The sequence below is a fragment of the Kitasatospora sp. NPDC093102 genome (assembly GCF_040683915.1).
Lineage (GTDB): Bacteria > Actinomycetota > Actinomycetes > Streptomycetales > Streptomycetaceae > Kitasatospora.
In genome coordinates, this window is sequence record NZ_JBFBFA010000004.1 from 248731 (window position 1) to 268740 (window position 20010).

A 20010-nucleotide genomic window follows, 5' to 3' on the forward strand; every position below is an offset into this window, starting at 1 on the left:
CGTCACCCCACGTACCCGTCGGAGTGCAGCAGCGCGGCGGCGCCGGTGCGCCGGGCCTCCAGGGCCCCGGTGAGCCGGCGCGCCGCGCCGGGCTGCAGCAGGACGGCCGCCTGGGCCGGGGTGAAGTACCCGTGGTCGGCGATCTCCTCGGCCTGCGCCCGGACCACGGCCCCGGCCGCGACCGTCCCGCCGTCGAACATGAACTGCACGGCGGGGTGGGCGTGTTCGCCCTGGTCGGGGATCGCGTCGCGCCACTCCACGACGAGCAGCCGCAGCGGCCCGGCCACCAGCCCCGTCTCCTCGTACAGCTCGCGGGCCGCGCACTCGGCGGGCCCCTCCCCCGGGTCCATCCCGCCGCCGGGGAACTGCCACTGGTCGCGGTAACTGGCCTTCAGCAGCAGGACTTTGCCCGCCTCGTCGGTGAGCAGCACGCTGCACCCGACGTAGGCGCGCACCAGTCCGGCGAGCCACTCCTCCTCCGAGAGTGCCCAGGTGTCCGTCATCGCGCCTCCTCCGCCGGGTTCCCGTTGTCGCGGCCACTCTGCCGCGACTCCGGCGCCGGGAAGGGCGGTTCGCCCCTGATCCACCCGAATGAGTGCTACCCGAAGACCGCTTTCCGAAAGGCGTTGCGCAGCTCGGTGAGCCGTTGGATGTCCCGGTCGTAGTGCACCTTGTTGGTGAGCAGCACGGCCCAGCGCCCGAGCCGCCGGGAGACCCAGAAGCCGGTGCCGGTGAAGCCGTAGTGGACGAAGGTGCCTTCGTCCGGCACAGTGCCGGGGGCGCACAGCCAGGACAGGCCGCGGGCGGGGGCGAGGCCGCCGGTCTGCTCGCGCAGCGACTCCTCGATCCACGCCCCGCCCCAGGGCAGCCCGGGCGGCGGGGCGAGCAGCGCGGCCAGGAAGCGGGCGAGGTCGCGGGCGGTGGAGAAGGCCCCGGCGTTGCCGGAGACCCCGCCGAGCAGCCGGGCGGAGGGGTCGTGGACGACCCCGCACAGGTGGGCGCCGGCGCCCTGCTCGTACTCGGTGGGCGCGGTGCGGGCGGCGAGCGCGGCACCGAGCGGACCGTACCGGGTGTCGGCCATGCCGAGCGGCCCCCAGACCCAGCGCTCGGTGAGCTCGTCCAGCGGTGCGCCGCCGAGGTCCTCGACCAGGTAGGTGAGCAGGACGGCGGCACGGTCGGTGTACTCGACGGCCGCGCCCGGCGGGCGGTGCAGCGGTGCGGCGACCACCCCGGCCCGGATCGCCGCGAGGTCGCGCCCGTAGAGCCGCTCGAAGCGGGTGTACGGGAGCATCCCGGCGGTGTGGGCGAGGAGTTGACGGACCGTCACCACTGCGGCGGGGTGTCCGGCGGACGGTGGCCACCAGTGGCCGAGCGGTTCGTCCAGCGGCAGCAGCCCGGACTGTCGCAGCGCCCCGGTGCAGGGCCAGAGCGCGACGACCTTGGTGAGGCTGGCGAGGTCGTACAGCGTGTCCGGCCCGGGCCGCAGCCGTGCGTACGGCCCCTGCCCGAGCAGGCCGTGGCCGCCGCCGCCGAGCGTGCCGGCGGCATCGCCGACGGCCCAGACGGCGCCCGCCCCGACGGTGCGCGCGCCGTCCCGGACCAGCCCGTCCAGCTCCCCGCCGGGCGCGGCCAGGCCGGGGAGCCGGTCGGCTCCGGGCGCATCGGGTGCTCGGTGGCTCATCCGTCCCCTCCTCGGGCCGACGGGAGCCTTCCCCGCACGGCGGCCGCTCAGACCGCCGGAGCCAGCTGCTTGCCGAGGCAGATGCTCTGCGGGTGGTCCTTGTAGATGCCGAACTTCCGGATCGCGGCGTAGCCCTCCGACTGGTACAGCGCGACGGCCTCGGGCTGCTCGGTGCCGGTCTCCAGGATGACGCGGGCGCGCCCGGCCTCGACCGCGGTCTGCTCCAGGCGGCTCAGCACCGCGCGGGCCAGGCCGCGGCCGCGGGCCTCGGGGATCACGAACATCCGCTTCAGCTCGGCGTCACCGTCGCGCAGGTCGTCCGGGCCGGCCTGCTTGGCCCGCCAGCCGCCGCAGGCGACCGGGCGGCCGTCCAGGTAGGCGATCATGAACAGACCGGCCGGGGCCTCGAAGTCCTCGGCGTGCATGACGGTCTCGTCCGGGTCGCCGTAGCGGCGCACGTACTCCTGCTGCACCTCCGCCGACAGGGCCTGCGCGTCGGGGTGGGCGTAGCCGGTGATGCGGAACTCGACGGTGCCGGCGTCCCGGGTGGCGGTGGTGTTCATGGTTGAAAAGCCTACGATCCCGGCTCAGCGGACCTCGAACCGGGCGACCAGGTCGTCCTTGCCGAACATCCGGGCGGTGTCCACGGCGCTGGGGGTGCCGGCCTGCGGGTCGGCCCCGCCGGCCAGCAGGACGTCGAGCACGTCGGTGGCGCCCTTGAAGACGGCACCGGCCAGCGGGGTCTGACCGCGATCGTTGACGCGGTTCGGGTCGGCGCCGTACCGGAGCAGCTCCGCCACGGTGGCGGCGTGGCCGTGGTAGGCGGCGAGCATGACCAGGGTGTCGCCGCGGTCGTTGGTGAGGTCGGCCGGGGCGCCGGCGTCCAGGTAGGCGGACAGGGTGTCGGTCTCCCCGGCACGGGCGGCGTCGAAGAGCTTCCCGGCGAGTGCGATCACCTCGGCGTCGGGAGCGTCGACGGGCTGCTGGCTGGCGGCGTCGGTCACGGTGGGCTGCCTTTCCGGTCGGGTCGTCGGGCGGTCTCGGGGCTGCGCCCACGGCACGCTAGCGGCCGGTGCCGGAACGGGCCAGCGGGTGTCCGGAATCCGGATGACGGCCCGCACCCGCCACGGCACTCGGCCGCGCGCGCCGCACAGCCATTCGAGCGAACTTCCCGGACCCCCCGGAAACTTCCCGCCCGCCGCCCGGGAATGCCTCGGCACATCGAATCCCCGCGACGCCCGGCCCGCACCCCGGCCGGTCCGCATACCGCCACCCGGCCACCGGACCGGTATTGAACGGCAGAACCACCCATTTGCACCGTTCCGTCATCTATTACTTTTTGTCACGATTAGTGCGCCCTCCGTAACACCACCCGCTTGTCCCCCTTCCTGAGGAGCGGAACGTGATCCTCTCGATTTCCGGCATCGTCCTGTTCGGCACCATCGCCTTTCTCTTCTTCCGACGGGACGGACTAAAGATCTCCCATGCCGTCGTCTGCGCCCTCCTGGGCTTCTACACCGCCGGCTCCTCGATCGCGCCGAGCATCACCGCGGGCGGCGCGAGCCTCGCCAGCCTGCTCAGCGGCATCAAGTTCTAGCCGCCGCCCACTCTCCCCGTACCGGCCCGGGCGCGGATCCCACACCGCCCCGGGCCCCGTCGTACCCCACCTCCGCCGCCCCACCCGTCCCACCGCCCGGGGAGTCAAGGAATGCCGCTCCACCGCCACCTCAGCAAGGGCCGCGTGATCGCCCGGACCGCCGGAGACCACGCCTCCGACATGTTCGCCCCGCTCGCCGCCATCGGCCGCGGCCTGCGCCACCACGTCGGCTGGGCCAGGTCCCACTGGCAGGCCACCCCCAAGGACCGCCGCGGCCCGACGCTGTTCCTGACGGGCGCCCTGGCGATCGGCGTCTACCTGCTGCCGCACGGCCTGCTGTTCGCCCTGATCGCCCTGATGGCCAGCACGGCCTGGGCGGGCCGCAGCCCCAGGGCGGCGCCCGCACCGCCCGCCCCGGACGTCGCCGACGTCAAGCTCGGCGCCCTCTACGCGGCGCTCACCACGTACCTGTACGGGCCGGAGGACGCCAACCCGCTGTACCACTTCGAGGGCAGCTACAAGAACGCCTTCAGCGCGTGGGAGTTCGATCCCGAGGGCCGGCTCTCCCGGCTGGAACTGAGCTACCCCGCCTACTTCACCGACACCGAGCCGGCCGCCCGGGCCCGGATCGAGCAGGTGGTCCAGGGCAAGGCGGGCCGGGCCCGGGAGTACCGCTTCGACTGGGACGAGGAGTCGAACCGGCTGCGGATCACCGCGCTCGCCCCGCTGCCCACCGACATCGCCGCCCAGCACTTCGTGGCCGCCCCCGGCGAGATCGTGCTGGGCTTCACCGACGAGGACGGCACCGCCCGGACCATCCCGGTCGTCCAGGGCGGCATGACCGTCCAGCAGCCTCCGGTGGTCTGGCGCACCGGCCCGCGCTCCTCCGAGCCGCACCTGCTGGCGCTCGGCGTCACCGGCTACGGCACCTCCAGCCTGCTGCGCTCGATCGCGCTCCAGGCCCTCCCCTACGCCGACCTGGTGGTGGTCGACGGCGCGGGCACCGGGGAGCACGCCTGTCTGGTGAACCGGCCCGGCGTGTACACCGTGGAGACCAGCCTGCACGGCACGCTGGCCGCCCTGGAATGGGCCGCCGGCGAGACCGAGCGCCGGCTCGCCGCGCTCAACGCCGCCCGGCACGCCGGCATCGCCCCGCCCGAGGACGTCACCCGGCCGCTGTGGCTGCTGTTGGACCACCCGACCGAGCTGAGCGAGCTCGCCCAGGCCGAGGGCCGCCCCGACCCGCAGGACCTGCTGGAGCTCCCGCTGCGGCACGGTCGGGCCGCCCGGGTCACCGTGGTGATCGCCGACGACCTCGACGCCCGGGACCGGGTCACCGCCACCGTCCGCACCACCACCCGGGCCCGCGTGGTGCTCGGCCCGGCCGGCCCCGAAGAGGGGCGCGCCGCGCTCGGCGCCCCCCTGGACATCGCGCCCGCCGCCCACGCCCCGGTCGGCCGCGGCTACGCCCGGATCGGCAACGGCGCCCCGGTGCGCCTCCAGGTGCCCGCCACCGTCGACCCGCTGGACGACGAGGCCCCGGCCCTGCTGCGGGACGCGGTGATCGCCCTGCTGCCGCACCGGGACAGCCCCATCGAGGCGGCCGCCGCCGCGCCGCCCCGCCCGGAGCACCCGCCGGTGGTCCCCGCGGCCGATCCGGCCCCGGCCCATCCCGTCGACCTCGCCAAGAACGAGCCGATGATCCGTTCACGGCCGATCTCCTGATGGCCGGGCCGACCCGCCGCACGGAGCCGGCTCTCCGGGGCTCGGGCCGGGGTCGGCGCCCGCCGCCGAATCCCGTCCCGGTACGCTCGTCACGGAAAGTCCGCACGGTCACCGGACGTGAAATAGGTGACACCTGGGGTGATATCACCGGCCAGATGTGACAAATCGGGCGCGGGTGGGTACAAACAGGGGCGGCACGACAGACGACGCATGTCCCGGGACGGGAATCTTCGTCGGAAGCCGAGCGTTGACCGAACGACGAAGAACAGCGACCACTAGTCCTGTGGGCCATAAGCCCGGGAGGCACGATTCATGAGCGAGCGAGCTCTCCGCGGCACGCGACTCGGGGCCACTAGCTACGAGACCGACCGTGGTATCGATCTGGCTCCCCGCCAGACCGTCGAGTACGCATGTCAGAACGGACACCGTTTCGAGGTTCCTTTCTCGGTCGAGGCGGAGATCCCCCCGACCTGGGAATGCCGCTTCTGTGGCCAGGAGGCGGCGCTCCTCGACGGCGACGAGCCGGAGGAGAAGAAGACCAAGCCGACGCGCACCCATTGGGACATGCTGATGGAGCGCCGGACGCGCGAGGAGCTGGAGGAGGTGCTGGCCGAGCGGCTGGCCGTGCTCCGCTCCGGTGGGATGAACCTCGCGGTGCACCCGCGGGACACCCGTAAGAGCGCCTGACACCTCACTCCCGCCCCGAGCGGGAGGACGCGAAAAGGGACCCTGGTCACCAGGGTCCCTTTCGCGTTGTCCGGGTTCGCGTCGTCCGGGCCGGGTTCGCGTCGTCCGGGGCACCGGGCGAGCCGCCCCGGCACGCCGAGCCGCCCGGGGCGGGATGCACCCCGGGCGGCCGGAACGGTCGGGTCAGCCGGCGATCGGCGGGCGGTAGGTGGCCTCCGGGCCCTGCGGGCCGCGCGGGCCGGACTCCGGGTCCACGACCTCGCCCTGGATCACCTTGCCGTCCGGGCGGTGGATGCGCAGCTGCTCCTGGAGCCGCATCGCGTCCGCGAACGGGTCGGCGCCGACGGTGGAGGTGCTGCGCAGCGCCTTGTCCGCGGCCCGGCGCCCGGCCGCCCGCCACAGCACCCGCGTGGGCGGGAAGAGCAGGGTCAGGGCCAGCAGGTCCGACAGGAAGCCGGGGACGATCAGCAGCAGGCCGGCCAGCACGGTCATGCTGGTGCCGGTCTGCTGCTGCGACTGCGGGTTCCTGCTCTGCTCGATCGCCGCCGACAGCGCCTTCAGCCCGGCCCGCTTGATCAGCGAGCCCCCGATCACGGCGCCCGCGATGAGCAGCAGCACGACGGTGAAGCCGCCCAGCCACGAGCCGACCTGGACCAGCAGCCAGATCTCCAGCACCAGCCAGGCGGTGATCAGCAGCGGCAGCACCCGCCGGAGCCTGCTGCGCGGGGCCGGACGGGTGGGCGTAGCTTGCTGGGTCACGGTACGAATCCACTCCAAGCGGTGCTCTGCGCGCCGCACGGGAGGTCCGGGCCGGCTACGGCACCACCTGCTCCAACGATTCCCGCTCGGCCGGTGTTCCGGACGAGGCCTTCTTGCGGCGGCCGACCAGCACCGCTGCGCCGCAGGCCAGCAGGCCGCCGACGGCGAGCGTCCACTCCGGGGCGGCGCCGACCTCGTCGGCCACCGTGGTGCCGTCGCGCAGGGGCACGGTGGCCGACAGCTCGGCCGGGGTCAGCTCCTCGGTGCGCTGCTGGACGCTGCCGTCCGGGGCGATCACCGCGCTGATGCCGCTGGTGGCGGCGATCAGCACCGCCCGGCCGTGCTCGACGGCCCGCAGCCGGCTCATCGCCAGCTGCTGCTCGGGCTGGCCGGTCTTGGCGTAGGTCGCGTTGTTGGTCTGGACGACCAGGACCCGGGCGCCGCTGTCCACGGTGTCGCGGACGATCTCGTCGTACGCCACCTCGAAGCAGATCACGTCGCCGATCCGGGCCGGGCCGAGCTGCATCACACCGTTGTGGTCGCCGGGGTAGAAGTCCCGGGCGACCCGCTGGAGGCGGGTGATCACCTTCATCAGCTGCGCCCGGAACGGCACGTACTCGCCGAACGGGACGGGGTGCTGCTTGGTGTAGGAGGCACCGGGGCCGGTGACCGGGTCCCAGACGATGCCCTCGTTCTGGACGTGCTGCGCGTCCGGGCCGTCCACCAGGGTGCCGACCAGGGTGGGCACGCCGACCGCCCTGACCGCCTGGTCGATGCGCTGGCGGGCCAGCGGGTCGCTGAACGGGTCGAGGTCGGAGGAGTTCTCCGGCCAGATCACGATGTCGGGGCGCTCGACCTTGCCGGCCCGGATGTCGGCGGCGAGCCGCTCCGTGGCCGAGGCGTGGTTGTTGAGGACCATCATCGGGCGGCCCAGGAAGTCCATGCCCGGGTTGGGCACGTTGCCCTGGACGATGGCGACCTTGACGGTGTCGGCGGCGGCCGTGGGCACCGGCACGAGGTAGCCGGCCAGCAGCGCGGCCACCGCACCGAGCGCCGCCAGCGCGGCCGTCCTCGGGGCCCTGCCCGGCCCGCGCAGCCGCAGCGCGGCCCAGGCCAGCAGCGCGCCGGAGAGGGCGACCGCGAAGGTCACCAGCGGCGCGCCGCCGAGCGCGGCCAGCGGGGTGTACGGGGTGGCGGTGTTGGCGAAGGCGAGCCGGCCCCAGGGGAAGCCCCCGAGCGGCAGCCGGTCGCGGGCCCACTCCTGGGTGACCCACAGGCACGCCGCCCAGAGCTGCCAGCCGGGCAGCCGGGAGGTGACGGCCAGGGCGCCGCCGAGCAGGGCCAGGAACAGCGCCTCCACGACGGACAGGCCTATCGTGGCGTCCCAGCCGACCACCCGCAGCCAGCTGAGCAGCATCAGGAAGAACGGCAGGCCGAAGGCGAAGCCGGTCCACAGGCCCTGGCGGAAGGTGCGGCCCAGGGTGAGCAGCGAGAGCGCGGCGACGCCGAGCAGCGACAGCGGCCACAGGTCGTACGGCGGGAAGGCGAGGGCCAGCAGCAGGCCGGCCAGGGCGGCGAGGCCGGTGCGCGGAAGCCCGGCACGGACCTTGGCGAGCGCGCGGGCTCCGCGGCTCGGTCCGGGCGCCGGTTCCTGTGGCTCGGGTACGGCCTCGGACCGTTCCTGGGTGACGGGAATGGCCACCGGCGCACCATCTTCCTGGGGCTTGCTGTTCGGACGCTGTGCGAAGAAGGTACCCCGGATCGCCGACGGGGCGTGAGGTGAGGTCAGCGCGGGGCGTAGCGGAACTCCCGCAGCGGCCAGTGCCCGGTGAGCCAGCCGGAGACGGCGTGGTACAGCGGGGCGTCGAGGTGGGCGCGGTCGGCCCGGACCCAGGAGCTGACCGAGACCACGGACGGGTCCTCGCGGTCCGGGTAGATGTACACGCAGCCGATCACCTCGTCGCGGTCCGGCTCCAGGACGGTGTAGGTGAAGCCGGTGCGGGCCTCGAAGTCGGCGGCGTGCCGGCGCAGGTCTGCGAGGTTCTGCTCCGGGGGCATCCCCTCGGCGGGCGGCCAGCCGCGGCCGGCCCAGCCGGGGGTGGCGCGGATGTGGGCCACGCTGCTCGTCCAGGCGGCGTGGTCGGAGGCGTTGTGCTGCTCGCCCAGGGGTTCCAGGCGGAACTCCGGGGCGAGCAGCTCGCGCGGGACGGTGAAGTCGGCGGGTACCAGTGCGGTCATGGTGGTCAACCTAGGGCGCGGCGGCCCGCCGTTCCACGTGGTTTAGCGCTGGAACACCGTGCGGCCGCGGACCACGGTGCGCAGGCAGGCCGGCAGCGGGTGGCCCGGGGTGAGGTCGGGCAGGCCGGGGGTGCCGGAGCGCGGGTCGGTGGACCAGCCGGCCACCCGGGAGTCGGGGGCCTGGACGACCAGTTCGCCCGCCGCCCAGATCGCGTAGCTGGCGACCGCGCCGGGGACCAGCACGCCGTCCTGGTCCCGGCCGACGGCGCGCCAGCCGCCGCGGGTGTGGGCGGTGAAGGCGGCCCGCACCGAGATCCGGTGGTCCGGGGTCCGGTGGAAGGCCGCCGCGCGGACGGTGCCCCAGGGGTCGAGCGGGGTGACCGGGGCGTCCGAGCCGAAGGCCAGCGGGACGCCGGCCCGCAGCAGTGCGGCGAAGGGGTTGAGGGCGGCCGCCCGCCCGGCGCCCAGGCGCTGGACGTACATGCCCTCGGGCCCGCCCCAGGCCGCGTCGAAGGCGGGCTGGACGGAGGCGGTCAGGCCGAGTTCGGCGAAGGCGGCGATGGTCTTGTCGTCCAGGGCCTCGGCGTGCTCGACGCGGTGGCGCAGGGCCTTGACCCGGTCGGCGCCGATCCGGGCGCCGGCCGCCCGGACACCCTCGACGACCGCTGCGACGGCCGCGTCGCCGATGGCGTGGAACCCGGCCTGGATCCCGGCCTCGGTGCAGGCCGCGACGTGGTCGGCGACCTGCTCGGCGGTCAGGTAGGCGGTGCCGGTGTGCTCGGCGTCGGCGTACGGGGCGTGCAGGCAGGCGGTGTGCGAGCCGAGCGCGCCGTCCACGAAGAGGTCGCCGCCCGCGCCCACCGCACCGAGCTTGCGGGCGGTCTCGACACCGCCCAACTCGCCCCAGTAGCCGAAGACTTCGGGGCCCTCCCCTTCGGCTGCCAGGGCCAGCAGGGCGGCCAGGTCGGCCTCCGAGGAGATCTCCGGACCGGCGCACTCGTGCAGGGCGCCGATGCCGAGCTCGGCGGCGCGGGCCAGGGTGGCGCGCTGGGCGCGGCGGCGCTGCTCGGGGGTCAGGCGGGCCAGCGCGGTCTGCCGGACGGCGTGGTGGGCGTCCTTGGTGAGCGGGCCCTCGGGGTCGAAGCCGGGTGCCTCGGCCAGGCCCTCGGTGAGGCTGCGCAGCGCGGTGGTGGCGAGCGCGGAGTGCACGTCGGTGCGGGAGAGGTACAGCGCGGCGCCGCGGGCGGCGGCGTCGAGTTCGGCGAGCGTGGGCGGCCGGCCCTCGGGCCAGCCGGTCTCGTCCCAGCCGTGGCCGATCAGCACCCCGCCGGGCTCGGGCTGCGCGTCGACGAAGGCGGTGACGGCGGCCAGGGTGGCGGCCAGCGTGGGGCTGCCGGTGAGGTCGAGGCCGGTGAGCGCCAGGCCGGTGGCGGTGGCGTGCACGTGGGCGTCCACGAAGGCGGGGGTGACCAGGGCGCCGTCCAGCTCGACGATCTCGTCGGCGGTCTCGGCGTACGCCTCGGCGGCGCCGTCGCTGCCGACCCAGGCGACGTGCCCGCCTTCCACGAGCATCGCGGTGGCGAAGGGGTCGGCGGGGCTGTAGACGGCGCCGCCGCGCAGCAGGACGGTTCGTGGGCCCCTCCTGCCCGAGGGCGGGCAAGGAGGGAGGGTGCGTTCGGTCATGCCGCCAAGTCTGCACGTCACCGGTTCCTCCGCGGAGACCGGCCTGCGGTTCAGAGCTTCGGGGGGCGTGCCTCGTAGGGGGTGGACAGGACGACGGTGGTGCGGGTGGAGACGCCGGCGGCGCTGCGGATGCGGGCGAGCAGGTCCTCCAGGTCGCCGGGGGCGCCGACGCGGACCTTGAGGATGTAGTTCTCGTCGCCGGCGACGCTGTGGCAGGCCTCGATCTCGGGCAGGCCGGCCAGTCGCTCGGGGGTGTCGTCGGGGGCGCTCGGGTCGAAGGGTTTGACCGAGATGAACGCGGTCAGCGCCAGGTCGACGGCGTCGGGGTCGATGATCGCGGTGTAGCCGCGGATCACCCCGCGCTGTTCGAGGCGGCGCACCCGCTGGTGCACCGCCGAGGTGGACAGGCCGGTGGCCTTGCCCAGGTCCGTGTAGCTCATCCGGCCGTCTTCGAGGAGCAGCTGGACGATGCGTTGGTCGAGATCCTCCACAGTGCGCAAACCTACCCGGTCGGGAGCACGGGGGGCGCACGCGGTGGCACAGGAAGGGATTGCAGGTGTCAGGCGGGCACATGCCGGGTGAATGTGGCATCCGGTGTGGCCAAGGACACACCCGGTGCATCACGGTGCGCGAGACCGCAGGGTTATGAATCCGGATCACAGGGAAGTGCTGGTTGTGGCCCTGGACGACCACGCCGGGCCCGATCCTAGGGGGATCCTCATGCCTGCTACTGACCAGCGCGTGCTGGGCGCCGACGAGACCGACGATATGACCGACCGCGAGGACCTCGCGGTCGACCACATGCCGGGCACCGACCCCGGCGAGGCGGAGTCCTGGGACGTCTTCCGGGTCAACTGCCCCGAGTGCCGCCGCCCGATCGCCCTGGTGGCGGACGAGGAGCGGCTTCCGCAGCACGCGCTGCTGCCGACGGCCTGGAACCCCTTCGCCCCCGCGATCTGCCCGGGGTCGGACGTGCCGACGGACGACCTGGCCGAGGTCGAGGCCCAGGAGGACGCCGAACCGGTCGGATTCGCCGCGCTGTTCAAGCTCCCGAGCGAACTGGACTGGCGCACCCAGCCGTTCTCGCACGCCGTCGCGCACCGCCCGGTGCGGCTCGCCGCGGTCCCCCAGGCCGCTCCGGTGGTCCCCGCCGTCCCGAACGTCGCGGCGCTGCGGGCCGCCATCCCGGAGCAGCGTCGCCGTCGTCCGGCACTGACGGCCCGTACCGCCAAGGCGAGCTGACGCCCCGACAGGAAAGCCTCCGGCCGTCACTCCGCACCCTGGAGTGACGGCCGGAGGCCGTGTGTGGGAGGCCGAGGCCTGTCCGGAGGATCGTTGCCGGGTCCGACGGGACCCACCGGGCGGGCCCCGGGAATCAGGCCTTCGTGAGGTGGCGGCCGATCACCAGGCGCTGGATCTGGTTGGTGCCCTCGACGATCTGCAGCACCTTGGCCTCGCGCATGTAGCGCTCGGCCGGGAAGTCCTGGGTGTAGCCGTAGCCGCCGAGCACCTGGACGGCGTCGGTGGTCACCCGCATCGCCGCGTCGGTGCAGAACAGCTTGGCCATCGCCGCCTCCTTGGAGAACGGCCGGCCGGCGTCCCGCAGCCGGGCGGCGGACAGGTAGAGCGAGCGGCCGGCCTCGATCTGGGTGGCCATGTCGGCGAGCATGAAGGACAGGCCCTGGAACTCGCCGATCGGGCGGCCGAACTGGCGCCGGGTGCGGGCGTAGTCGACCGCGAGGTCGAGCGCGGCCTGGGCGACGCCTATCGCGCACGCGGCGATGCCGAGGCGACCGGAGTCCAGCGCGGCGAGCGCGATCTGGAAGCCCTGCCCCTCCGCGCCGATCAGCCGCTCGCGGGGCACCCGGGCGCCGTCGAAGTGCAGCTGCGCGGTCGGCGAGGAGCGCATGCCCATCTTGTGCTCCGGCGGGGCCGCGGACAGGCCCTGCTGGGTGCCGGGGACCAGCAGGCAGCTGATGCCCTTGGGACCGTCGGCTCCGGTGCGCACCAGGGCGCTGTAGAAGTCGGCCTGACCGCCGTGGGTGATCCAGGCCTTGGTGCCGTTCACCACGTACGCCTCGCCGTCGAGGTCGGCGCGGGTGCGCAGCGCGGCCGCGTCGGAGCCGGACTGCGGTTCGGAGAGGCAGTAGGCGCCGAGCTGCTCGCCGGAGAGCATGGCGGGCAGCCAGGTGTCGCGCTGCTCGTCGGTGCCGAAGGTGGCCAGCGCGTGGCAGGACAGGGTGTGCACGCTGACGCCGAGGCCGACGGCCAGCCAGCCGGCCGCGAGCTCCTCCAGCACCTGGAGGTACACCTCGTAGGGCTGTTCGCCGCCGCCGTACTTCTCGTCGTACGGGAGGGAGAGCAGGCCGGCCTCGCCGAGGGTGCGGAACGCCTCCCGCGGGAAGCGGCCGGCGGCCTCGTCCTCCGCCGCGCGCGGTTGGAGCTCGCGCTGGACCAGGTCCCGGGTGAGGCTCAGCAGCTCACGGGCTTCCTCGCTGGGCAGCTGGCGCTCCACGGCTTTCACAGGGGAGGGGGTCATGGCGGTGGTCGCCTCCTCGATCGGGCGCCGGACCGGAGTGTCGGCTGGTCCGGCGTGGGTGTGGCAGTCGGACCGACCGGCACCGGGTTGCGGTGAACGGCCGTTCACAGTCGTGGCGAAGGCGAGTATGCCCGAAACCCGCGCTGCCGTCACGACCTGCACAGATGAACTGTCCGCAGTGGCGGGCTACGGCACCGTAGGGTTGACGTTGTGGCTGTATCCGAACCTCTCCCGCCCCGCCTCCGGCCCGCTCCGGACGACCGGTTGACCGCGCTCTCGGCGGAGCTCCGCGCGCTGCCGCCCTCCTGCGGGCCGGTGCAGCTGGTCGCGGTGGACGGTCACGCGGGCTCCGGCAAGACCACCTTCGCCGGACGGCTGGCGGCCGCGCTCGGCGGGGCCCCGGTGGTCCACCTCGACGACCTGGCCACCCACCGCGAGCCGTTCGGGTGGACCGGGCGGCTGCGCGAGCAGGTGCTGGAGCCGCTGGCGGCCGGGCGGGACGCCGAGCACCGGGTGTACGACTGGACGCTGCGCCGCTTCGCGGGCACGGCCGCGGTGCCGGCCGCGCCGGTGGTGCTGGTGGAGGGGGTGGGCGCGGGCCGGCGGGCGGTGCGGCCGTGGCTGGCCCGGGTGATCTGGATGGAGCTGGACGCCGCCTCCGCCCGGCGGCGCGGGGAGGAGCGGGACGGTCCGGAACTGGCCGAGTTCTGGGCGGGCTGGGCCCGGGCCGAATCGGCGCATTTCGCCGCCGACCCGAGCCGACCGTACGCCGCGACGCGGGTCGACGGGGTGACCGGGCGGATCGCCCCGGGCACCGTGGGTGAACCTTCAACCATCGCCTTGACCTGCGACGTCGCCAGGATCTAGGTTCTCCTCAGCCGCCGGAGCGAAAGCTTCCGGTCGCTTCGGACCCGGCGCCCCCGGCTTGTTCCCCCGTGAGCCGGGGACGCCGTCCGGTCCCCTTCCGAAACTCGCTCCCCCGCCGCCCGTTTCGTCACCCGGGCACTCAACGGCCGTTCGCGCGATCGCATTTGACCCCGTTCGGCACCCTTCCGGATCAGCCCCGCGCCGGTACGATTCCTGGCAGGCGCATATGCGCCGCAGGGGGTCGACGACCACCGGCCAGGCTAGGCGCAGGCAACCCGCCGGCCGAGCCCCGGGCCGCACCGCGGGGGGCGTGAGTGACGACGGTGGACAGTTCCGACAGCACGGCGGGCGGGCCCGACCGGCTCGCCGACCGCGCCTGGCTGCGCGCCATGGACGCCTACACGGCCGGTGCGTACACCCGGGCCGAGGAGGAGTTCCGGGCCGCCGTCCGGCTGGACCCGGGCATGGCCGACGCCTGGCTCGGGCTCCACGCGCTGCGCAGCGACACCTCGGCCGCGCTGCTGGCCATGTACCGCCACCAGAAACGGTTCGGCGAGCAGCGGCAGCTGCACCGACGGCCGCTCAGCTCCTGGTACTGGCTGGGCTGGTGGGTGCAGCCGGTGCTGGAGGACGCCCGCGACCTCGCGCTGGCGCACGCCTCGCACTGGCTGGACGGCCGCCACCTGGCCGAGCTGGACCGGGCGTTGGAGCAGTGCCCGGCACCCAGCGAGGACCCGTCCGCCCGTTTCCTGTACGCCTGCCGGTCCTACCTGCTCAAGGACTGGGAGCAGCTGATCCGGGACACCGACCGCCTGCTGGACGACCCGCTGCTCGGCATCGAGGCCGGGCTGTTCGCCGGGATGGCGCGGGTGCGCCTCGACATGTGCGCCCAGGCGCAGGCGCCGCTGGCCGCCTCGCTGGCCCGCTGCCGCTCCGAGCAGCCGCAGCGCAAGGAGCTGCGGTACTGGCTGGCCCGGGCGTACGAGGGGGCCGGGCGCAGCACCGCGGCGCTGCCGCTCTACCGGGCGGTGCACCGGGCGGACCCGGCGTTCATGGACACCGCGGCACGGCTGGCGGCCATCGCGGCCGAGGACACGCTCGCGGACGAGATCGCGGACGGACTGCCGACGGCCGGGCGCCCGGGTGCGGCCGACGCCGCCGCACCGGTCGGGCCGGGTGTCGACGACGGGTACCCGGAGGAGGCCGGGTTCGCCGGTATGCCCGGATACGGCGAGGAGTTCGGGGACGCGGGCGGGCCGAACGGCGTGACCGTCTCCCGCGACGGGGTGTCGAACGACGGAGTGCCCGACGGCGGGCTGTCCGACGGCGGGGTGCCCGGTGGCCTGCCGTCGGGCGGCGGTCCCTTCGTGGACGCCGGACTGGTGGACGGGTCCCCGGCGGACGGAACCCTGACCGGCGGCGTGCCGACCGGCGGCGCGCTGCTGGACGGCGCCGTCGTCGACGGTGCGCCGCAGACTGCCGGGGAGCGCTCCGGCTCGGGCGCGCCGCCCGGCCCCGCCGTGCCGCCGCCGCTGCCCGCCCTCGGCAGGGCGCAGCCCCGGACCGCCGCCGTGCCCGGGTCCCGGACCGGTGGCGACGAACGCGAGTTGGACGCGGCCCTGGCCGAACTCTCGCTGATGGTCGGCCTGGAGCCGGTCAAGCGCCAGGTGCGGGCGCTGTCCGCCCAGTTGAGAATGTCGCGGCTCCGGGCCGAGCAGGGTCTGCCCGTCCAGCCGCCGAAACGCCACTTCGTCTTCTCCGGCCCCTCGGGCACCGGCAAGACCACCGTGGCCCGCATCCTCGGCCGGGTCTTCCACGCCCTCGGCCTGCTCTCCGGCGACCACCTGGTGGAGGCCCAGCGCGCCGACCTGGTGGGCGAGTTCCTCGGCCAGACCGCCGTGAAGGCGAACGAGCTGATCGACTCCGCGCTGGACGGCGTGCTGTTCATCGACGAGGCGTACAGCCTCTCCAACTCCGGCTACACCAAGGGCGACGCGTACGGCGACGAGGCGCTCCAGGTGCTGCTCAAGCGCGCCGAGGACAACCGGGACCGGCTGGTGGTGATCCTGGCCGGCTACCCCGAGGGCATGAACCGGCTGCTCGCCACCAACCCGGGCCTCAACTCCCGCTTCACCACCCGGGTCGACTTCCCCAGCTACCGTCCCGGCGAGCTGACCGCGATCGGTGCGGCGCTGGCCGGCCGGGACGGCGACGGCTGGGACGAGGACGCCGCCGAGGAGCTGGCCAGCATCTGCGCCCACGTGGTCCGTGAGGGCTGGATCGACGAGCTGGGCAACGGCCGGTTCATCCGTACCCTGTACGAGAAGTCCTGCGCCTACCGGGACCTGCGGCTGTCGCTGCTGCGCGAGCCGCCGGGCCGGGAGGACCTGGCCACGCTGCGGCTGCCGGACCTGGTCCAGGCGTACGGAGAGCTGATCGACGGCCGGAGCTGATCCCCGTCTCCGGGGACCGGCTCCCCCACCGGACCGGCTGCGGCCCGGTGCCCGTGCCCGGTGCCCGGGTGCGGCCCGTGTCCGGCCGTCGGGGACCCGGGTGTCGGCGGTGTCAGCCCCTGAGGAGCGCGGCCTCCCGCTCCCGGTCCAGCCCGACCCTGGCCCGGTCGGCCCGCTGCGGGGCGCTGCCGCCGATCGACCGCAACCAGGCCCAGGTGTCCTCGACGGTCTCCTCGACCGGGCGGCAGCGCAGCCCGGCGCCGAGCGCGCGCTCGACCAGGCCGGTGTGCAGGAAGTCGTGGAGCTCGCCGGGCGGAAGCCAGACCGGCAGCTCGGTCCACGGCTCGATGCCCGCCGCGAGGATCCGCTCCGGGTCCGTCCAGCGCAGTTCGGCGTCCGAGCCGGTGGCCCGTACGCAGGCCTCCAGCAGTTCGCGCGTGGTGGCGTGGCCGGACGGGCTGACCAGGTTGTACGGGCCGCCGAGCCGGGCCACCACGGCGTCCAGGATCCAGGCCGCGAGGTCGCGCACGTCGATGTACTGGAGCGCCAGGTCGCGCGGCCCCGGGGCGAGCACCGGGCCGCCCTCGGCGATCCGCTTGAGCCACCAGGGCAGCCGGCCGATGTTCTCGTGCGGGCCGATGATCAGCCCGGCCCGGGCCAGCAGCGCCCGCCCGCCGTACTCCGCCTCCAGCGCCAGTTCCGCACCGCGCTTGGCCTCGGCGTAGGGCACCGCGCCGGTGAGGTCCGGGGAGGAGGCGACCACCGGCGCGGCCTCGCCGGCCCCGGCCACCAGCGGGTACTCGTACACCGACCGGCTGGAGACGTACGCGTAGTGGCCGACCCGGCCGTTGAGGAGCCGGGCGCTGTCGCGCACCGCCGCGGGGGCCCAGGACCAGGTGTCCACCACCGCGTCCCACTCCCCCGTACCGAGCGCCGCGAGGCCGTCCTCGGTGGTGCGGTCGCCCTCCAGCACCCGGACGCCCTCGGGCGCGGGCTGCGTGCCGCGGTTGAGGACCGTCACCTCCCATCCCCTGGCCGACGCCTCCTCGGCGATGACCCGTCCGACGAACCTGGTTCCACCCAGCAGGAGAAGTCTCATGCCGACCACCCTGCTGCCAGGGTGGTCGGCATGGAACGGCTGAACGCTCTGGGCGGAATCGCCGGGAGCGGACACGCCGTCAGCGAAAGCCGGAACTCTCCGGAGGGGCGTCAGGCCGTGGCGCGGTGGTCCGGGTCGTGCATCTCGCCGACCAGTTCCTCCAGCACGTCCTCCAGCATGACCACGCCGAGCGTGCGCCCGTCCTGGTCCAGCACGGCGGCCAGGTGGCAGGCGGCCCGGCGCATCGCGCCCAGGGCGTCGTCCAGCGGGAGGCTGCCGCGCAGGGCCGTGATCGGCCGCCGCAGACGGGCCGGGACCGGCGTCGAGGGGTCGTCCACGTCGAGGATGTCCTTGAGGTGGACGTAACCGAGGTAGCCGTGGCCGGCCGGATCGCCGTCGGTGACCGGGAAGCGCGAGAAACCGGTGCGCAGCGCCAGCTCCTCGACCTCGGCGGCGGTCGCCTTGGTGTCCACGGTGACCAGCTGCTCGGGCTTGAGCAGCACCTCGGTGACCGGGCGGTGGCCCAGCTCCAGGGCGTCCTCCAGGCGCTCCTGGCGGCCCTCGTCGAGCAGGCCGGCGTCCCGGGAGTCCGCCAGCAGGTACATCAGCTGCTCGGTGGTGAAGACCGACTCGACCTCGTCCTTGGCGTCCACCCGGAACAGCCTCAGCACGCCGTTGGCGGAGGCGTTCAGCAGCCGGATCACCGGGGAGAGCCAGCGGGCCAGCCGGTCCAGCGGCGGGCCGAGCCAGAGCGCGGCCCGCTCCGGGCCGGCCATGGCCATGTTCTTCGGCACCATCTCGCCCATCACCATGTGCAGGAAGACCACGACGGCGAGCGAGATCCCGAACGAGAGCGGGTGCATCAGGGCGGACGGGACGCCGATCGCGTGGAACGGGCCCTCCAGCAGGGCGGCGATGGTCGGCTCGGCAAGGGCACCGAGGCCCAGCGAGCAGACGGTGATGCCGAGCTGGGCGGCGGCCAGCATCGCGGAGACGTTGGATAGCGCGTGCAGCACGGTGCGGGCACGCCTGTGCCCGGCCTCGGCGAGCGGCTCGATCTGGCTGCGGCGCACCGACACCACGGCGAACTCGGCGCCGACGAAGAAGGCGTTGCCGAGCAGGAGCAGCAGAGCGACGGCCAGTTGCAGGGCGGTCATCGGCCCTCCTCCCCGTCCTCGTCGAACTGCGCGAACGCACTGGTGCGCTCCACCCGGACCTCGGTGGTGCGGTGGCGGTCGACACCGGTCACGGTGAAGCGCCAGCCGGGCAGGTGGGCCTGCTCGCCCACCTCGGGGAGCTTGCCGAGCAGGTCGGCGACCAGACCGGCCAGGGTCTCGTACGGGCCGTCGGGGGCGTTCAGGCCGATCCGCTCCAGCTGGTCGATCCGGGCACGGCCGTCGGCCTCCCAGACCGGCAGGCCGTTGACCGACGGCAGCGGGAGCAGCTCGGGGTGGTCGTCGGGGTCGTGCTCGTCCTGCACCTCGCCGACGATCTCCTCGACGATGTCCTCGACGGTGACGACCCCGGCGGTGCCGCCGTACTCGTCGACCACGATGGCCATCGGCTGGAGGCGGCGCAGCTGGTCGAGCAGCCGCTCGGCGGGCAGCGTCTCGGGCACCAGCAGCGGCGGCGAGGCCAGCTCGCCGACCCGCACCAGGCCGCGCCGGGCGGCCGGTACGGCCAGGGCGTCCTTGAGCGTGACGGTGCCGGTGACCTCGTCCAGGCTGTCGGTGTAGACGGGGAAGCGGGACAGGCCGGTCGCCCGGGTCAGGTTGATGACGTCGGAGGCGGTGGCGTCGCGCTGGAGCGCGGCCACGTCCACCCGCGGGGTCATCACGGACTCGGCGGTCAGTTCGCTCAGGCCCAGGGTGCGGACGAACAGGGTCGCCGACTCCTCGTCTATCGCGCCGGCCTTGGCCGAGTGGCGGGCCAGCGAGACCAGCTCGTCCGGGGTGCGGGCGTGTCCCAGCTCCTCCTGCGGCTCGATGCCGAAGGCCCGGACGGTCCGGTCGGCGGTCCCGTTCAGGAAGCTGATCAGCGGACGGCAGGCGAAGGAGAACGCCATGTGCGGGGCGGCGACCGCGCGGGCCACCTGGAGCGGGCGGGAGATCGCCCAGTTCTTCGGCACCAGTTCGCCGATCACCATCTGGACGACGGTGGCCAGCCCCATGCCGACGATCACGGACACGCCGCGGGCGGCCGGGTCGGGCACGCCGACGGCGGACATGACGGGCGCGAGCAGGGTGGACAGGGCCGGCTCGGCGAGCATGCCGACCACCAGCGAGGTGACGGTGATGCCGAGCTGGGCGCCGGAGAGCTCGAAGGAGAGGTGCCGCAGGGCGCCGGCGACGCGGCGGGACTTGGCGTCACCCGCCTCGGCGGAGCGTTCCACCGCCCCGCGCTCGACGGTCACGAAGGCGAATTCGGCGGCCACGAACAGGCCGTTGGCGAGGATCAGGAGAACGGCCGCGAGCAACAGCAGCCAGGCGGTGATCACAGTGCCGCCTGCCTTCCGGGGGTCGGAAGCGAGGCGGCGCAGGTACTACCGGACGGATCGTCCATCGAGGGGGAGTGTCACTCCTCAGGTCGGTCGGGCACTCGGTTTCGGGCAGGGCGAACTTTGCCCCGCTTTTACCAGCGTAGACCATACCCGGATGGGGGTAGGAAGCCCGTTCGGCCCGC

General features: G+C 74.3%; 19 protein-coding genes. 6 read left to right on the forward strand and 13 right to left on the reverse strand.

Going from position 1 to position 20010, the window contains the following annotated elements:
* Nucleotides 1-2: 2 nt before the first annotated feature.
* From AB0O11_RS08775 to AB0O11_RS08790, 4 genes are all read right to left on the reverse strand, one after another.
* A complete protein-coding gene (locus tag AB0O11_RS08775; RefSeq protein WP_363383385.1) occupies nt 3-503 on the reverse strand; it encodes an NUDIX hydrolase in 501 nt (166 codons plus the stop codon).
* A gap of 95 nt (nt 504-598) precedes the next feature.
* On the reverse strand, nt 599-1681 hold the full coding sequence (locus AB0O11_RS08780) for a serine hydrolase domain-containing protein (protein ID WP_363383386.1): 1083 nt from the start codon (nt 1679-1681) through the stop codon (nt 599-601).
* 47 nt (nt 1682-1728) lie between these two features.
* Entirely contained in the window at nt 1729-2244 is a 516-nt protein-coding gene (locus tag AB0O11_RS08785) for a GNAT family N-acetyltransferase (RefSeq protein ID WP_363383388.1), read from the reverse strand.
* 24 nt (nt 2245-2268) lie between these two features.
* Nucleotides 2269-2685 (reverse strand): ankyrin repeat domain-containing protein, encoded by a 417-nt coding sequence (locus AB0O11_RS08790; protein WP_363383390.1) that lies wholly within the window; start codon nt 2683-2685, stop codon nt 2269-2271.
* 398 nt (nt 2686-3083) lie between these two features.
* Here AB0O11_RS08790 and AB0O11_RS08795 point away from each other — a divergent pair, with 398 nt between their 5' ends.
* The 3 genes from AB0O11_RS08795 (at nt 3084) to AB0O11_RS08805 (ending at nt 5690) form a co-directional block, all read left to right on the forward strand.
* Nucleotides 3084-3278 (forward strand): hypothetical protein, encoded by a 195-nt coding sequence (locus tag AB0O11_RS08795; RefSeq protein ID WP_224283326.1) that lies wholly within the window; start codon nt 3084-3086, stop codon nt 3276-3278.
* 111 nt (nt 3279-3389) lie between these two features.
* On the forward strand, nt 3390-5003 hold the full coding sequence (locus tag AB0O11_RS08800; protein WP_363383392.1) for a hypothetical protein: 1614 nt from the start codon (nt 3390-3392) through the stop codon (nt 5001-5003).
* A gap of 312 nt (nt 5004-5315) precedes the next feature.
* Nucleotides 5316-5690, forward strand: a complete 375-nt coding sequence (locus tag AB0O11_RS08805) for an RNA polymerase-binding protein RbpA (RefSeq protein WP_196949106.1) — start codon at nt 5316-5318, stop codon at nt 5688-5690.
* Nucleotides 5691-5873: 183 nt separating this feature from the next.
* Here AB0O11_RS08805 and fxsA read toward each other — a convergent pair whose 3' ends face one another.
* The 5 genes from fxsA to AB0O11_RS08830 all read right to left on the reverse strand — a co-directional run bounded on the left by fxsA (nt 5874) and on the right by AB0O11_RS08830 (nt 10861).
* Complete coding sequence (fxsA, locus tag AB0O11_RS08810) at nt 5874-6449, reverse strand: FxsA family membrane protein (protein ID WP_363383394.1); 576 nt, start codon at nt 6447-6449, stop codon at nt 5874-5876.
* 55 nt (nt 6450-6504) lie between these two features.
* The gene (gene lnt, locus AB0O11_RS08815; protein WP_363383396.1) at nt 6505-8151 is read right to left on the reverse strand and encodes an apolipoprotein N-acyltransferase; all 1647 of its coding nucleotides are present in this window, start codon (nt 8149-8151) and stop codon (nt 6505-6507) included.
* A gap of 83 nt (nt 8152-8234) precedes the next feature.
* Nucleotides 8235-8687 (reverse strand): N-acetyltransferase, encoded by a 453-nt coding sequence (locus AB0O11_RS08820; protein WP_363383397.1) that lies wholly within the window; start codon nt 8685-8687, stop codon nt 8235-8237.
* A gap of 42 nt (nt 8688-8729) precedes the next feature.
* The gene (locus AB0O11_RS08825) at nt 8730-10370 is read right to left on the reverse strand and encodes an amidohydrolase family protein (protein ID WP_363383399.1); all 1641 of its coding nucleotides are present in this window, start codon (nt 10368-10370) and stop codon (nt 8730-8732) included.
* A gap of 50 nt (nt 10371-10420) precedes the next feature.
* The gene (locus AB0O11_RS08830; protein WP_045694655.1) at nt 10421-10861 is read right to left on the reverse strand and encodes an Lrp/AsnC family transcriptional regulator; all 441 of its coding nucleotides are present in this window, start codon (nt 10859-10861) and stop codon (nt 10421-10423) included.
* A gap of 229 nt (nt 10862-11090) precedes the next feature.
* On the opposite strand from AB0O11_RS08830, the gene AB0O11_RS08835 reads away from it, so the two are divergent.
* On the forward strand, nt 11091-11612 hold the full coding sequence (locus AB0O11_RS08835; protein ID WP_363383400.1) for a hypothetical protein: 522 nt from the start codon (nt 11091-11093) through the stop codon (nt 11610-11612).
* A gap of 133 nt (nt 11613-11745) precedes the next feature.
* Here AB0O11_RS08835 and AB0O11_RS08840 read toward each other — a convergent pair whose 3' ends face one another.
* Nucleotides 11746-12909, reverse strand: a complete 1164-nt coding sequence (locus AB0O11_RS08840; RefSeq protein WP_363383402.1) for an acyl-CoA dehydrogenase family protein — start codon at nt 12907-12909, stop codon at nt 11746-11748.
* Between the two features lie 264 nt (nt 12910-13173).
* On the opposite strand from AB0O11_RS08840, the gene AB0O11_RS08845 reads away from it, so the two are divergent.
* Both AB0O11_RS08845 and AB0O11_RS08850 read left to right on the forward strand, forming a co-directional pair.
* The gene (locus AB0O11_RS08845) at nt 13174-13776 is read left to right on the forward strand and encodes an AAA family ATPase (protein ID WP_363383566.1); all 603 of its coding nucleotides are present in this window, start codon (nt 13174-13176) and stop codon (nt 13774-13776) included.
* Nucleotides 13777-14165: 389 nt separating this feature from the next.
* Nucleotides 14166-16229 carry an AAA family ATPase gene (locus tag AB0O11_RS08850; protein ID WP_363383567.1) on the forward strand — a complete coding sequence of 688 codons (2064 nt, stop codon included), beginning with the start codon at nt 14166-14168 and terminating at the stop codon, nt 16227-16229.
* A gap of 112 nt (nt 16230-16341) precedes the next feature.
* On the opposite strand, the gene AB0O11_RS08855 is transcribed toward AB0O11_RS08850, so the two are convergent.
* The 3 genes from AB0O11_RS08855 to AB0O11_RS08865 form a co-directional block, all read right to left on the reverse strand.
* On the reverse strand, nt 16342-17328 hold the full coding sequence (locus AB0O11_RS08855; protein ID WP_363383404.1) for an NAD-dependent epimerase/dehydratase family protein: 987 nt from the start codon (nt 17326-17328) through the stop codon (nt 16342-16344).
* Nucleotides 17329-17438: 110 nt separating this feature from the next.
* Complete coding sequence (locus AB0O11_RS08860) at nt 17439-18485, reverse strand: hemolysin family protein (protein ID WP_363383405.1); 1047 nt, start codon at nt 18483-18485, stop codon at nt 17439-17441.
* Nucleotides 18482-19825: a hemolysin family protein gene (locus tag AB0O11_RS08865; RefSeq protein WP_363383407.1), complete on the reverse strand. Its 1344-nt coding sequence runs from the start codon at nt 19823-19825 to the stop codon at nt 18482-18484. The genes AB0O11_RS08860 and AB0O11_RS08865 overlap by 4 nt, the downstream gene beginning before the upstream one ends.
* Between the last annotated feature and the right edge of the window lie 185 nt (nt 19826-20010).

What these genes read in the sequence shown, in the direction of transcription:
- AB0O11_RS08775 (WP_363383385.1), bottom strand. Translation starts at nt 503, where the DNA reads ATGACGGACACCTGGGCACTCTCGGAGGAGGAGTGGCTCGCCGGACTG.
- AB0O11_RS08780 (WP_363383386.1), bottom strand. Translation starts at nt 1,681, where the DNA reads ATGAGCCACCGAGCACCCGATGCGCCCGGAGCCGACCGGCTCCCCGGC.
- AB0O11_RS08785 (WP_363383388.1), bottom strand. Translation starts at nt 2,244, where the DNA reads ATGAACACCACCGCCACCCGGGACGCCGGCACCGTCGAGTTCCGCATC.
- AB0O11_RS08800 (WP_363383392.1), top strand. Translation starts at nt 3,390, where the DNA reads ATGCCGCTCCACCGCCACCTCAGCAAGGGCCGCGTGATCGCCCGGACC.
- AB0O11_RS08805 (WP_196949106.1), top strand. Translation starts at nt 5,316, where the DNA reads ATGAGCGAGCGAGCTCTCCGCGGCACGCGACTCGGGGCCACTAGCTAC.
- AB0O11_RS08820 (WP_363383397.1), bottom strand. Translation starts at nt 8,687, where the DNA reads ATGACCGCACTGGTACCCGCCGACTTCACCGTCCCGCGCGAGCTGCTC.
- AB0O11_RS08825 (WP_363383399.1), bottom strand. Translation starts at nt 10,370, where the DNA reads ATGACCGAACGCACCCTCCCTCCTTGCCCGCCCTCGGGCAGGAGGGGC.
- AB0O11_RS08835 (WP_363383400.1), top strand. Translation starts at nt 11,091, where the DNA reads ATGCCTGCTACTGACCAGCGCGTGCTGGGCGCCGACGAGACCGACGAT.
- AB0O11_RS08840 (WP_363383402.1), bottom strand. Translation starts at nt 12,909, where the DNA reads ATGACCCCCTCCCCTGTGAAAGCCGTGGAGCGCCAGCTGCCCAGCGAG.
- AB0O11_RS08850 (WP_363383567.1), top strand. Translation starts at nt 14,166, where the DNA reads ATGGACGCCTACACGGCCGGTGCGTACACCCGGGCCGAGGAGGAGTTC.
- AB0O11_RS08855 (WP_363383404.1), bottom strand. Translation starts at nt 17,328, where the DNA reads ATGAGACTTCTCCTGCTGGGTGGAACCAGGTTCGTCGGACGGGTCATC.
- AB0O11_RS08860 (WP_363383405.1), bottom strand. Translation starts at nt 18,485, where the DNA reads ATGACCGCCCTGCAACTGGCCGTCGCTCTGCTGCTCCTGCTCGGCAAC.